This is a genomic window from Actinosynnema sp. NPDC049800 (genome assembly GCF_040656635.1).
GTDB lineage: Bacteria > Actinomycetota > Actinomycetes > Mycobacteriales > Pseudonocardiaceae > Actinosynnema.
The window spans coordinates 82,071-94,732 of the sequence record NZ_JBFAMT010000007.1 but is presented as its reverse complement, the minus strand read 5'-3'; the positions used below and the strand labels follow the sequence as shown (position 1 = coordinate 94,732).

The window sequence follows — 12,662 nt, the reverse complement described above, 5'->3', positions numbered from 1 at the left end:
CCTTGAACAGCTTGTCCAGATCGTTTGCAGACCGACCTTGTCCAGACCGACCGTCGGAGGCCGAGCATGACCAGTCCGTACGGACCGTCCGGAGGGAACGACCCGCAGCCGCAGTGGGGCCAGCAGCAACAGCCCTACGGTGGTGGGTACCCGGGCACGCCGTCGGGTGGTTTCCCCGCTCAGCAGCCCAATCCCTACGGGCAGCCGGACCCCTCGCAGCAGCAGCAACAGCAGCAGTGGGGGCAGCAACCGGGCCAGCAGCCGTACACGCAGCAGTACCCCGCCGGGTACGACCCGAACAACCCGCAGTCGAACCCGTACGGGCAGCCGCAGCAGGGTCAGTACGGGCAGCCCGGCCAGTTCGGCCAGCCGGGTCAGCCCGGCCAGTTCGGGCAGGGGCCTGGTCAGTTCGGTCAGCCGGGGCAGTACGGCCAGCAGCCGCCGAAGAAGTCCAGCGCCGTGCTGTGGGTCGTGGTCGCGCTGGTCGTGCTGGTGGTCGCGGCCGTCGGCATCACCGGTTTCGTCGCGCCAGGGTTCTTCAACACCAAGGTCTTCGACCAGACCGCCGTGCAGAACGGTGTCGTCGGCGTGCTGAAGGACGACTACAAGATCTCCGACGTGGAGGGTGCGACCTGCCCGGCCGAGCAGGAGGTCAAGCCGAACACGACCTTCGAGTGCAAGGTGAAGGTCGGCGGCAAGGACAAGACGGTCAAGATCACCGTGAAGACCGAGGACGGCGAGTACGAGGTCGGCCAGCCCGCCGGCTGACCTCCCGCTCCGTTGCCCCGAGGCCACTCCCGCTGTCGACGCGGGGGTGGCCTCGCGGCTTTCGCGCCTCGTTGGCTTGGCGCGGTGAATCTCGTTAGCAATGCGAGTGACCTCTGAGGCACCATGCGGAGGTGACCGATTACGACATCCGGGTGCTGGACGACTCCCAGTACCGGACCGCGCACACCCTGTTCCGCGGCACGCTGCACCACGCGCCCGCCCCCGACGACCAGTGGAAGTTCGCGCAAGAGTCGTACGACGAGGGGCGCGTGTTCGGCGCGTTCGGCGACGGGGAGATGATCGGCACGGTGCAGTCGTTCCCGTCCCGGCTGGCCGTGCCGGGCGGGGCCGTTTTGCCGCACGCCGCCGTGAGCCGGGTCGGGGTGCGGGCGGACTGGACGCGCCGCGGTGTGCTGAGCGCGTTGCAGCGGGCGCAGCTGCGGGCGCTGCGGTCGGGCGGCGACGTGATCGCCACCTTGCGCGCGTCGGAGACCGCCATCTACGGCCGGTACGGCTACGGCGTCGCCACCAGGTACCGGAACCTGCGCATCGACCGGCGCCAGGCCGCCCCGCGCACGCGCCCGGTCGGTCGGGTGCGGCTGGTCGAGGGTGAGGCGGGGGAGCGGATCGCGCGCGGGCTGTTCGACGAGCTGTCGCCGGGGCGTGCGGGCACGATCGCCCGGTGGCCCGCGTGGTGGAGCCTGAACGTCCGGCGCGTGGCGGCCGACGAGAACATCAAGTTCGCGGTGCGCTCGGGCGCGGCCGGTGACGACGGCTACGTGGCGTTCAAGGTCGAGCCCGGCAGGCACGACTCGAGCGAGGAGAGGCCGACCACGCTGATGGTCCTGGACCTGTGGGCGCGCGACGCCGAGGCGTGGGCCGACCTGTGGCTGTTCGTGCTCGGCGTCGACCTGGTGGTGGAGGTGTCGGCGGCCGGTCGGCCGGTGGACGAGCCGGTGGAGTGGCTGCTGGGCGACCGGCGCGCGTGCCGGGTGGCCTCGGAGACCGACGAGACGTGGCTGCGCCTGCTCGACGTCCCGGCCGCCCTGTCGGCGCGAACGTACCGCCAGGCCGAGCCGGTGGTGATCGGCGTGCGCGACGCCTACCTGCCGGAGAACGCGGGTTCGTACCGCGTCGCGGCGGACGGCGTGACGCGGGTCGACGACGCGCCCGAGCTGGTGCTGGACGTCGACGTGCTCGGTTCCACCTACCTGGGCGACGTGTCGTTCACAACGCTCGCCGCCACCCGCCGCCTGGACGTCGTCACCCCCAACGCCCCCGCCCGCGCCGACGCCCTGTTCCGGGTCTCCACCCCACCGTGGAGCGGCACCTTCTTCTAACCCCACCTTCTCCCAACCTCACCCCGCCGCCCTCGCGCAGCGCCTCCCGACCTCCGCCGCACCGCCCTCACCGACGCCGCCAGCAACCCGCCCCCGCCACCGCCAGCCGCGCAGCCCAGTCACCACCACCGCCAGCCACCACCGCCAGCCGCACAGCCCGGCTACCACCACCGCCAGCCGCCTCCGGCAAACCCGCAGCCACTTCGAGCAGCCGCGTCCGGCCGACCGGAGCCGGCGATCTGTCCGTGGCAGCTCGCCGCTGGCGCTCGCGACCGGCGGCCAGCGGCGGGTGGTCGGCGACTGGGCGGCCAGCGGCGGCGGCCGGCGACTGGCGGACGGTCGGGCCTGGCGGGCGGCGGCGGGTGGGCGGCGGCGGGCGGTTGGGCCTGGCGCGGCTAGCGGCGCTCCAACGCCGACAGCAGCCTCGGCAACGAGCTGCCGAGTCCCCAACGCCGGGTCAGCTCGGCGACGCGGTCGGGGTCGGCGGGTGCCGCGGGCACGACGTCCGGGCGGTCCATGACGATCTTGGCGTCGGTCGCCACGTTGACCACGGTCGGTGCGACCGCAAGGTAGTCCTGGGCGTTGAGCAGCGCGGTGCGGGCGCGGGTGGTCAGTTTGCGGTCGCGGCCGTCGTGCACGGCGTCGAGGACGGCTTGCAGCGAACCGAACTCGCTGATCAGCTTCGCCGCCGTCTTCTCGCCGATGCCGGCCACGCCGGGCAGGCCGTCGGACGGGTCGCCGCGCAGCACGGCCATCCCGGCGTACGCGCGCCCGGCGTCGTGCACCGGCAGTGCGTACTTGGCGGCCAACTCCACCGGGCCGAGCAACTCGGCCTTCGCCCACCCGCGGCCGAGGTAGAGGACTCGCACCGGGGTCGGCTCGTCGCGCACGACCTGGAAGAGGTCGCGGTCGCCGGTGATCACTTCGACCGGGTCGGCGGTCTCGCGGGCGGCGAGGGTGCCGATGACGTCGTCGGCCTCGTAGGCGGCGGCCTCGGCGGTCGCGATGCCCACCGCGTCCAGCACGTCGAGGATGATCGGCACCTGCGGGGTGAGGGTGTCGGGCACCTCTTCCTCGCCGTCGGCGGCGCCCTCGGCTACGCGGTGCGCCTTGTAGGACGGGAGCGCGGCGACGCGGAACTCCGGGCGCCAGTCGGCGTCCAGGCAGGCGACCAGGCGGCTCGCCTTCCGGTCGGTGATGACCTTCGCGATCGTGTCGACGAACCCGCGCACCGCGTTCACCGGTGTGCCGTCCGGTGCGGTCATCGACTCGGGCAGCGCGTAGAACGCCCGGAAGTACAGGCTGGCGGCGTCCATCAGGACCAGCGGGTTGCTCACCTGGGACAGCTTGCCAGAGACCACCGACATCGCAGACCGCTCGGGCCGTCCCTGTGGATAACCCGGTCGCCAGGTGCAGTTCAGTCCTCGGGTCTGGTTCCGTCTTCGGGTCAAGTCCAGCACTCGGGTCAAGTTCAGCTCTCGGGTCTTATGCGAGGGCGAGGGGCTGATGTGTGGGAGGGGAGGGCTGATGTGTGGGAGGGGAGGTAGGTGTGCGGAAGGGTAGGGCGGGGTGGAGGGGTTGGGGCATGGGGGTGGTTGCGGCGGGCCTCATTGTTTCAACCGACGTTTTGAAGGGTTGGAAACGGCGTTATTTTTCATGGCCTTTTCGATGATCACCCGGTCGTGGAGGAGGTGGGTGGGAAATGGCAGGTAGGTGGGGGTGCTGCCCCGATCGAGGGATAGGGCTCGTGGTGCAGTGGCTTGTGGCGTAGGACGGGCTCCGCACCACTAGGCTTCCCTGCATGTCGACCCATGTTGGGCCCGTCGACGTGGACGCCCTGCGCGCGCGCCTCGACCGGGCTACCGCTGCCGCCGCCGTCGCGGGCGTGGACGCGTTGCTCGTCGCGCCCGGCTCGGACCTGCGCTACCTCATCGGAGCCGGCGGCACGTCGTTCGAGCGGTTGACCTGTTTGGTGGTGCCGGTCGGTGGTGTCCCCGTGTTGGTGGTGCCCAAGTTGGAGCATCCGGGTTACGCGGACGTCCCCACCGACGAGCTCGGCGTGGAAGTCGCCACGTGGGTGGACGGCGAGGACCCGTACGCCCTGGTCAAGCGGGCGTTGAAGGGGAACCGGACGGCGGTCTCCGACATGATGCCGGCGCTGCACACCCTGCGGTTGCGGGACGCGGTCAGCGCCGACCAGGTGCTGGCCGGGCCGGTGTTGCGAGAGTTGCGGATGCGCAAGGACGACACCGAGGTGGCCGCGTTGCGCAAGGCGGGCGCGGCGATCGACCGGGTGCACGCGCGCATGGCCGAGTGGCTGCGCCCCGGCCGCACGGAGGCCGAGGTGGGCGCCGACATCGCCGCCGCGATCGTCGCCGAGGGCCACGCCCTGGCCGAGTTCGTCATCGTCGCCTCGGGCCCGAACGGCGCGTCACCGCACCACGACGTGTCCGACCGGGTGATCGAGGCCGGTGACGTGGTGGTGGTCGACATCGGCGGACCGCTGGCCGAGGGCTACAACTCCGACTCCACCCGCACCTACGTGCTCGGCGAGCCGCGCGACGCCGACGTGTGGCGGACCTACGGCGTGCTCCAGGCCGCCCAGCAGGCCGCCGTCGACGCGGTGCGGCCCGGAGTCACCTGCGAAGCGGTGGACGCCGCCGCGCGCGACGTCATCGCCGACGCGGGTTTCGGCGAGTACTTCGTCCACCGCACGGGCCACGGCATCGGGCTGGACGTGCACGAGGACCCCTACATCGTCGGCGGCAACGACCTGCCGCTCGAGCCGGGCATGGCGTTCAGCGTCGAACCCGGCATCTACCTGCCCGGGCGGTGGGGCGCGCGGATCGAGGACATCGTGATCGCCACCGCCGACGGCGTGGAGAGCGTCAACAACCGACCGCACGAGCTGGTGGTGTTGCCCACGTGACGAACCTGGAGCCGATCGACCGGGCGATCCTGCGCGAACTGGCCGCGGACGGCCGGTGCAGCTTCACCGACCTCGCCGAACGGGTCGGGCTGAGCGTGTCCGCCGTGCACCAGCGGGTGCGGCGGCTGGAGCAGCGCGGCGTGGTGCGGGGCTACGCGGCGCGGCTGGACGGCGACGAGGTCGGCCTGCCGCTGACCGCGTTCATCTCCCTGACCCCGATCGACCCCGCGGCTCCGGACGACTACCCGAAGCGGCTGGAGCACCTGCCGCAGATCGAGGCGTGCTACTCCGTCGCCGGCGACGCCTCGTACGTGCTGCGGGTGCGGGTGGCGTCGCCGCACGCGCTGGAGGAGCTGCTCAGGCAGATCCGCGAGGTGGCGAACGTGTCCACCCGCACCACGGTCGTGCTGTCCACGCCGTACGAGGACCGGCCGCCCGCGGTCTGATCGCCCCTCAGAACAGCCGGGTCCACGTGTTCGCGAAGCGCCGGAGCACGTCGCGGTCACGCCGGTCGGGCGCCACCGGCAGGAGGCGCTTGACCTCCTCGTCGGTCGCGGGCCGCACGGACAGCACGAACTCGCGCACCGCCTCGACGTCGGCCCTCTTCGTCACCACGGCGACCGCCTCCACCTCGCCGATCCGCCGCACGAACACGTGGTCGACCTGGTCCGGCCGGTACTCCGGCTCCGTCGTCCCCGCGGTGGCGGGCCGCACCACGAGCCGGGGGAACGCGTGCAGCTCGCCGCCGTCGCCGGACCGGCTGTAGTCCAGGGTGGCCCGGCCGTCGGAGACGGTCAGCCGGGGGAACTGGTAGCCCTCCGGCGTGGCGATCAGCAGCACGCCGCCGGGCAGGTCGGCGTGCGCGATGCGGGACGCGGCGTCGTCGCCGGGCATCGTGGTGGGCAGCCAGATGCCGAACGCCACGGCGGCGACGGTCACCCCGCCGGCGACGAGCCGGACCACGAGGCCGTGCGCCAGCATCGCCGCGACCAGCGCGAACGGCACGCCGAGCGCGGGCAGCGCGAGCCACGACGCGGGTTCGGAGGGTTCGCTCGACTCCAGCACGGCGTTGTAGAACACGGCGCCGACCAGCCCGAACGCGGTCACCAGCGCCGCCCAGCCGAGCCGGGGCAGCGGCTTGGCCGTCAGCGGGCTGCCGCGGGGGGTGAACGTGCCGATCAGGTACGCCATGGCGAACGGGCCGGCCATGCCGATCACGACCAGCACGGCGCTCTGCAGGAAGAACCCGACCAGCACCAGCCAGCCGACGAAGGCCGCGGACAGCCCCATGACGAGCCACACCACGGCGATCTGCACGGGAACCCGGTAGTCGATCATGCGCACACGCTCTCGTGACCGGGATGCGGCGGGCATCGGTGGATCTACTCAAACGGGGTCGGCGGTGATCGCGTCGTAGGCGGCCTGGACGCGGGCGAGCGCCTCGGCGTCCACGGCGAGCTCCACGTCGTCGATGCGCGACACCGCGACCACGCCGATCGAGTTGGTCAGGAACGCGCCCCGGTAGCGGCCCACGTCGGCCAGCCGCACCACCTCGCGCCGCGACGGCAGCTCCCGTTCCAGCAGCTGCATCGTGATGCCGTGCAGCCAGTCCGCCCGCGGCCACACCACGCCGTCACCGTCGTCGAAGAACGCGATGTTGGCGATCGCGCCCTCCACCACGACGCCGTCGGCGGTGAGCAGCGCGTCGTCGTAGCCGGCCCGGACGGCGCGCCGCCCGTGGTGGAGTTGGCCGAAGCCGCCGAGGTGCTTGATGTGCGGCAGCGGGCGCGTGTAGTCGACCGGCATCAGGCGCTGCGGCGTCGGCGGGGGAGTGGCAGGCGGGCGCACCACGACCATCACCGTCGGCGCGTCCAAGCCGAACACGACGACCCGGACGGCCGCGTCACGGACGTCGTCGGCCAGCGCGTGCGAGATCAGGGCGCGGACCCGGTCGCCGTCCAACGGCGTGCCGTACAGCTCTTGGTTGGCCTGGTCGAGGCGGCGAAGGTGCAGGTCCAGGCCCTTCACCCGGCGGTCGCGGACCTGCATGGCGGTGAAGTGCCCGTAGTTGGCCAGCAGGCCGGGCACGAAGTGGTCGACGGTCGGCGGCTCGCCCTCGATCTCGATCCTCAGCACGCGGGTGAACGTAGCGTGGCGGGAATCGAGGGTCGCCGGTCGTTGCCGCCGTCCCGGGAGGTGGGGAGGGTGGGGATCGTGGAACGCGAGGTCCTGGTGGTCGGGTACGACGGTGCGGCGCTGACCGACATCGCGGGTCCGGCGGACGTGTTCGCCGGCGCGAACCGGGCGTGCGGCGCCGACCGGGCGCGCGAGGTCGACCGGCGGCACGAGACCGACCCGCCGCGCGAGGCCGACCGGCCGCACAAGTCCGACCGGTCGCGCGGGATCGACCGGGCGTGGGGCATCGACCGACTGCGTGCCGACGACGGGCCGCGCGAGGCGGACCGGGAGCCTGCCGGTGAGCCGCGACAACGGGCCCCTCAGGCTCGTGGCGGCTACCGCGTGCGGCTGGCCGGGATCGGTGGCGGGTTCGAGGTGACCGGCGGGTTGCGGATGGAGGCCGAGGACCTGCGGGACGTGTCCGGAGGGGTGGACACGGTCCTCGTGGTCGGCGGCTTCACGTTCGCCGACGCGGCCTGTGACGCCGAACTGCTGCACCACCTGCGGCGGGTCGCGGGCGGCGCGCGGCGGGTGGGCAGCGTCTGCACGGGCGCGTTCGTGCTGGCGGCGGCCGGGCTGCTGGACGGCGCCCGGGCCACGACGCACTGGGCGTTCTGCGACCGGCTCGCGGCCGACCACCCGTCGGTGGACGTGGTGCCGGACGCGATCTACGTGCAGGACGGGCGGCTGGTCACCTCCGCCGGCGTCACCGCGGGCATCGACCTCGCGCTGGCGCTGGTGGAACGCGACCACGACGCCGCGCTGGCCCGGCTGGTCGCCCGCTGGATGGTGGTGTTCCTGCAACGTCCCGGCGGCCAGTCGCAGTTCAGCGTGCGGTCACGGGTGCCGCCGGTGCGGGAACCGGGGCTGCGGGCCGTGCTGGACGCGATCGCCGACGACCCGGCGGCCGGCTGGACGGTCGAGGGCATGGCGCGGCACGCCGCGATGAGCGCGCGGCACTTCGCCCGCGTGTTCCCGCGCCGGGTCGGCGTGTCACCCGCCCGGTACGTCGAACGGGTCCGGGTCGAGGCGGCGGCCGGGCTGCTGGAGTCGGGCGACGAAGGGCTGGACGTCGTCGCCAGGCGCACGGGTTTCGGCTCGGCGGAGACGTTGCGCCGGGCTTTCCTGCGGGTGCTCGGCGTGACGCCGGGCGGTTACCGCGACAGGTTCCGCACCACCGGTGCGGCATGACGACAAGGGGGACCAAGATGGACGTGGCTTTCGTGCTCTACCCGCGGATGACCGCGCTGGACCTGGTGGGGCCGTACGAGGTGCTCGGCCACCAGCCGGAGGTGACCGCGCACTTCGTCGCCGCCTCGCTCGACCCGGTGGTCACCGACGCCGGGCTGACGATCGTGCCGACGACGACGTTCGCCGAGCTGGACCGCGCCGACGTGATCGTGGTGCCCGGCGGCGGTGGCTGGGCGGAGGTGCTGGCGGAAGGGGTGGTCGCGCGGTGGCTGCGGGTGGCGCACCCGACCGCGACCTGGACCACGTCGGTGTGCAGCGGGTCGACGTTGCTGGCGCAGGCGGGCATCCTCGACGGCCGTCCGGCGACCACGCACTGGGCGTTGCGCGACGAGCTGGCCGCCCGCGGCGCGGTGGTCAGCACCGAACGGGTGGTCGTCGACGGGTCCGTCGTCACCGGCGCCGGTGTGTCCGCCGGGATCGACCTGGCGCTCACCCTCGTCGGCCGGATCTGGGGTGACGAGCGGGCCCGGTTCACCCAGCTGGTCATCGAGTACGACCCCCAGCCGCCCTACGAGGCCGGTTCCCCCGAGACGGCGCCGCCCGAGCTCGTCGCCCTCGCCCGCGGCGTGTTCGCGGGGAGTTGACCGGGTCACCGCGGCGAGCACGGCGGGCCGCCCGCCGTGCCCGCGCAGGACCCGCAGCGGCAGCCCGGCCAACGCCAGCACCGAGCCCTCCCCGAACAGCTCGCCGTCCAGGTCGAGCGTGCCGCCGAGCACGATCACCAGCGCGTCCCGCCACTGGAGCGGGTCGTACGGGCAGGCGTCCGCCACGGTCACCAGCCGGACGTCGAAGCTCACAGCGCCGTGGGCAGGCTGAAGAGCGCGAACCGGTCCGACGGGAACGTGACGATCTCCACGACCTCGTCGCCCTCGATCCGCAGCACGTCCAGCGCGACCGGCCGGAAGTGCTCTTCGCCGGGCTTGCGGGCGTAGTTGGCCAGCGCGGGCTGCCGGTTGGCCCGGGTCTCGACCACCTTCCACTCGCCGAACGCCTCCGGGCCCACCATCACCGACGCGCAGATCTCCATGACGGCGTCGCGGCCGGACTGCCACTCCGGCTGCGGCGGCATCGTCCACGTGACGTCCTCGCGCAACGCCGAGGCCAGCAACGCCATGTCGCAGCGCTCGGTGGCCTCGACGAACTTGCGGACCACCGCCTTCTCCCGCGGGTTCGGCTCGCCCGACCAGTCGGCACGCCGTTGCGGCAGGTGCTTGCGCATCGTGACGCGGGCGCGTTGCAGCGCGCTGTTCACCGCGGGCACGGTGTCCTCCAGCAACGCCGCCGTCTCGCTCGCCGGCCAGCCCAGCACGTCCCGCAGCACCAGCACCGCCCGCTGCCTGGCCGGCAGGTGCTGCACGGCGGCCAGGAACGCCAGCTCGATCGTCTCCCGCGCGACCACCTCCGCGTCCGGCTCGGCGTCCAGCAGGGCGTCCGGGAACGGCTGCAGCCACGGCACGTCGGCCGTCGGCAGCTCGTCGGTCACGCCGATCGCGGGACGCCGGTCGATCACGTCGAAGCACGCGTTCGTGGCGATCCGGTACAGCCAGGCGCGGAACGACGACCGTCCCTCGAAGGTGTCCCTGGCGCGCCACGCCTTGAGGAACGTCTCCTGCACGAGGTCCTCCGCCTCGTCGAACGAGCCGAGCAGCCGGTAGCAGTGCACCCGCAGCTCGTGCCGGCACCGCTCGGCCTCGCGCGTGAAGTCGACGGTCATCTGCGCAACCTCGCTCATGGTCACCCTCCGGGCTTGTACGGTGACGTGCCGGTCGCACGCCGCACAAGTTGTGACGGGGCCGGCCCGGGAAACTCATCGGTCGCGGCCGGATCGGGGGAGCGGGTGGTCGGTGGCACGGGGTTCCGCGCGGTGTTCGCGGTGCCGGAGTTCCGGGTGTTGTGGTCGGCCGCGGTGCTCTCGACCGTCGGCGACCAGCTGGCCAGGGTGGCGTTGTCGGTGCTGGTGTTCCAGCGCACCGGGTCCGCGGCGTGGACGGCGCTGACCTACGCGTTGACGATGCTGCCCGCGCTGGTGTCCGGGGTGCTGCTGACGGGGCTGGCGGACCGGTACCCGCGGCGGACCGTGATGGTGGTCGCCGACGCGGTGCGGGCCGTGCTGCTGGCCGTGATGGCGGTGCCGGGCGTGCCGCTGCCGGTGGTGGCGGCGCTGCTGGTGCTGTCGCAGCTGGCCGAGCCGCCGTTCGCCGCCGCGCAGGGCGCGCTGCTGCCGTCCGTGCTGGGCGGGAAGTACGAGGCCGGCCAGTCGGTGCACCTGATCACCCACCAGGCGGGGCTGCTGCTGGGGTTCGTCGGCGGCGGGCTGGTGGTGGCGTGGCTGGGCACGTCCGGCGCGCTGCTCGCCGACGGGGTGACGTTCGCGGTGTCGGCGTTGGTGCTGCGGTTCGGCCTGCGCCACCGGCCGGCCCCGGCGTCCGTGCCCGCCGCGCGCGTGCGGATCCGGGCCGGCGCGGCGCTGGTGTGGCGGGACCGGCGGCTGCGGCTGCTGGTCGGCCTGGGGTGGCTGGCGCTGTTCACGGTGGTGCCGGAAGGGCTGGCCGCGCCGTTCTCGGCTGAGGTCGGCGCGGGTGCGGCGGGTGTCGGCCTGCTGCTGGCCGCGGACCCGGCCGGGATGGTCCTCGGCACGGTGCTGCTGCGCTTGCTGCCCGCGTCGGTGCGGGTGCGGGCGCTCGGGCTGCTCGCCGTCGCCACCGCGTTGCCGCTGGTCGGGTACCTGTTCGCGCCGGGCCTCGTCGGCGCGGTGGCGTTGCTCGCGGTGAGCGGCGTGTTCAGCGCGTACCAGGTGACGGCCGGCGCGACGTTCGTGCGCCTGGTGCCGGACGAGCAGCGCGGCCAGGCGTTGGGCTTCGCCCGCAGCGGCCTGGTCGCCGCGCAGGGCATCGGCGTCGCGGCGGGCGGCCTGCTGGCGTCCGCGACGGGCTCGCCGACCACCGCGATCGCCGTGGCGGGCGTCGCGGGCGCCGTCCTGGCCCTCACCGCCACCACCGCGTGGTCCCGCGTGGCGCCCGCGGCGGTCGCCTGACCGTGCTGTGGCGCAACCGGTCGTTCCTGTTGTTGTGGGCCGGGCAGTCCGTGTCCCTCGTCGGGTCGCAGGTGACGGTGGTCGCGGTGCCGTTGGTGGCGGCGCTGGCGTTGGGCGCGGGGCCTTGGGGGATCGGGGTGGTGACCGCGTGCGGGCGGTTGCCGTACCTCCTGTTCGGGTTGCCGGCCGGGGTGTGGGTCGACCGGTTGCCGAGGCGGGTGGTGGCCGGGGTGTGCGCCGTCGGGCAGGCGGTGAGCCTGGCGGTCGTGCCGGTGGCGGCCGGGCTCGGGGTGTTGTCGGTCGGGTTGTTGGCCGTGGTGGCGGCCGTGGCGGGGACGTTCGCCGTGTTCGGGGACATCGCCGGGTTGGCGTTGGTGCCGATGGTGGTGCCCGCGGGGGAGTTGACGCGCGCCCAAGGTGTCGTGGAGGTGGGGCAGGCGACGGCGCAGGTGGCCGGGCCCGCGTTGGGCGGGTGGCTGGTCGGCGCGGTCACGGCGGCGGGCGCGTTGGTGGCCGACGCGGTCAGCTTCCTGGTCGCGGCGGTGACGTTGGTGTGGGTCCGGGTGGTCGAACGGCCGCAGGCGCGGGCCGGGATGTGGGCCGGGGTGCGGGCGGTGTTCGCCCACCAGGGGCTGCGGCGGGTCACGCTGTGCACGGCGACGCAGGTCTTCTGGTTCAACGCCTTCACCGTCCTGGTGCTGCTGCACCTGGTCTCGGCGTTGGGCCTGTCGGCGGCCCAAGCAGGGCTGACGTTGTCCGCGGGCGCGGTCGGCGGGCTGGTCGGCGCGCTCGTCGCGGCCCGCTTGGGCGGGTGGTGGGGCAGGCGGCGGACGATGGTCGTCGCGATCCTGGTCACCGGCGCGGGGCAGGCCGCGGTCGCGGTGGACCAGCTGGTGATCGGCGCGGTGGCGGTGATGTGGTTCGCGCTGCAGGTCTACAACGTGCACCAGGTGCCGGTGCGGTACGAGGCCACGCCCGCCGCCCTGCACGGGCGCGTCAACGCGACCATCCGCACGGCGGTCTGGGGCACCGCGCCCGCCGGTGCGCTGGTGGGCGGCCTGCTCGGCGACGCCGTGGGCCCGCGGGCGACGCTCGTGCTCAGCGGCCTCGGCGTCGCGACGGCGTGCCTGTGGCTGGTCCGGGCGCGCATCGGGTGAGCGCG

General features: G+C 73.6%; 12 protein-coding genes. 8 read left to right on the top strand and 4 right to left on the bottom strand.

Annotated elements, in window-relative coordinates; all coding sequences use genetic code 11:
• Positions 1-66 precede the first annotated feature (66 nt).
• Both AB0I91_RS11470 and AB0I91_RS11465 read left to right on the top strand, forming a co-directional pair.
• Positions 67-768, top strand: coding sequence for a DUF4333 domain-containing protein (locus AB0I91_RS11470; RefSeq protein WP_499612730.1), 702 nt, complete (start codon positions 67-69; stop codon positions 766-768).
• Between the two features lie 131 nt (positions 769-899).
• The gene (locus AB0I91_RS11465; RefSeq protein WP_499636612.1) at positions 900-2,108 is read left to right on the top strand and encodes a GNAT family N-acetyltransferase; all 1,209 of its coding nucleotides are present in this window, start codon (positions 900-902) and stop codon (positions 2,106-2,108) included.
• A 395-nt stretch (positions 2,109-2,503) separates the two neighbouring features.
• Here AB0I91_RS11465 and AB0I91_RS11460 read toward each other — a convergent pair whose 3' ends face one another.
• On the bottom strand, positions 2,504-3,445 hold the full coding sequence (locus AB0I91_RS11460) for a 5'-3' exonuclease (protein ID WP_499636708.1): 942 nt from the start codon (positions 3,443-3,445) through the stop codon (positions 2,504-2,506).
• A gap of 464 nt (positions 3,446-3,909) precedes the next feature.
• Here AB0I91_RS11460 and AB0I91_RS11455 point away from each other — a divergent pair, with 464 nt between their 5' ends.
• Complete coding sequence (locus tag AB0I91_RS11455) at positions 3,910-5,037, top strand: M24 family metallopeptidase (protein ID WP_498775897.1); 1,128 nt, start codon at positions 3,910-3,912, stop codon at positions 5,035-5,037.
• On the top strand, positions 5,034-5,483 hold the full coding sequence (locus AB0I91_RS11450; protein WP_197289421.1) for an Lrp/AsnC family transcriptional regulator: 450 nt from the start codon (positions 5,034-5,036) through the stop codon (positions 5,481-5,483). The genes AB0I91_RS11455 and AB0I91_RS11450 overlap by 4 nt, the downstream gene beginning before the upstream one ends.
• A 7-nt stretch (positions 5,484-5,490) precedes the next feature.
• On the opposite strand, the gene AB0I91_RS11445 is transcribed toward AB0I91_RS11450, so the two are convergent.
• Together AB0I91_RS11445 and AB0I91_RS11440 are read right to left on the bottom strand one after the other, a co-directional pair.
• The gene (locus tag AB0I91_RS11445) at positions 5,491-6,375 is read right to left on the bottom strand and encodes a hypothetical protein (protein WP_499636611.1); all 885 of its coding nucleotides are present in this window, start codon (positions 6,373-6,375) and stop codon (positions 5,491-5,493) included.
• Between the two features lie 48 nt (positions 6,376-6,423).
• Complete coding sequence (locus tag AB0I91_RS11440; RefSeq protein WP_499636609.1) at positions 6,424-7,173, bottom strand: aminotransferase class IV; 750 nt, start codon at positions 7,171-7,173, stop codon at positions 6,424-6,426.
• A 69-nt stretch (positions 7,174-7,242) separates the two neighbouring features.
• On the opposite strand from AB0I91_RS11440, the gene AB0I91_RS11435 reads away from it, so the two are divergent.
• Both AB0I91_RS11435 and AB0I91_RS11430 read left to right on the top strand, forming a co-directional pair.
• Positions 7,243-8,406, top strand: a complete 1,164-nt coding sequence (locus AB0I91_RS11435) for a GlxA family transcriptional regulator (protein ID WP_499636607.1) — start codon at positions 7,243-7,245, stop codon at positions 8,404-8,406.
• A gap of 17 nt (positions 8,407-8,423) precedes the next feature.
• Positions 8,424-9,050 carry a DJ-1/PfpI family protein gene (locus AB0I91_RS11430; protein ID WP_499636605.1) on the top strand — a complete coding sequence of 209 codons (627 nt, stop codon included), beginning with the start codon at positions 8,424-8,426 and terminating at the stop codon, positions 9,048-9,050.
• Positions 9,051-9,259: 209 nt separating this feature from the next.
• On the opposite strand, the gene AB0I91_RS11425 is transcribed toward AB0I91_RS11430, so the two are convergent.
• Positions 9,260-10,204: an RNA polymerase subunit sigma-70 gene (locus AB0I91_RS11425; protein WP_499636603.1), complete on the bottom strand. Its 945-nt coding sequence runs from the start codon at positions 10,202-10,204 to the stop codon at positions 9,260-9,262.
• A 99-nt stretch (positions 10,205-10,303) separates the two neighbouring features.
• Between AB0I91_RS11425 and AB0I91_RS11420 the strand changes: the two genes are divergently transcribed.
• Both AB0I91_RS11420 and AB0I91_RS11415 read left to right on the top strand, forming a co-directional pair.
• Positions 10,304-11,500: an MFS transporter gene (locus AB0I91_RS11420; protein ID WP_498775910.1), complete on the top strand. Its 1,197-nt coding sequence runs from the start codon at positions 10,304-10,306 to the stop codon at positions 11,498-11,500.
• Positions 11,467-12,657 (top strand): MFS transporter, encoded by a 1,191-nt coding sequence (locus AB0I91_RS11415; RefSeq protein ID WP_499636601.1) that lies wholly within the window; start codon positions 11,467-11,469, stop codon positions 12,655-12,657. Before AB0I91_RS11420 ends, AB0I91_RS11415 begins: the two co-directional genes overlap by 34 nt.
• The last annotated feature ends 5 nt before the right edge of the window (positions 12,658-12,662 follow it).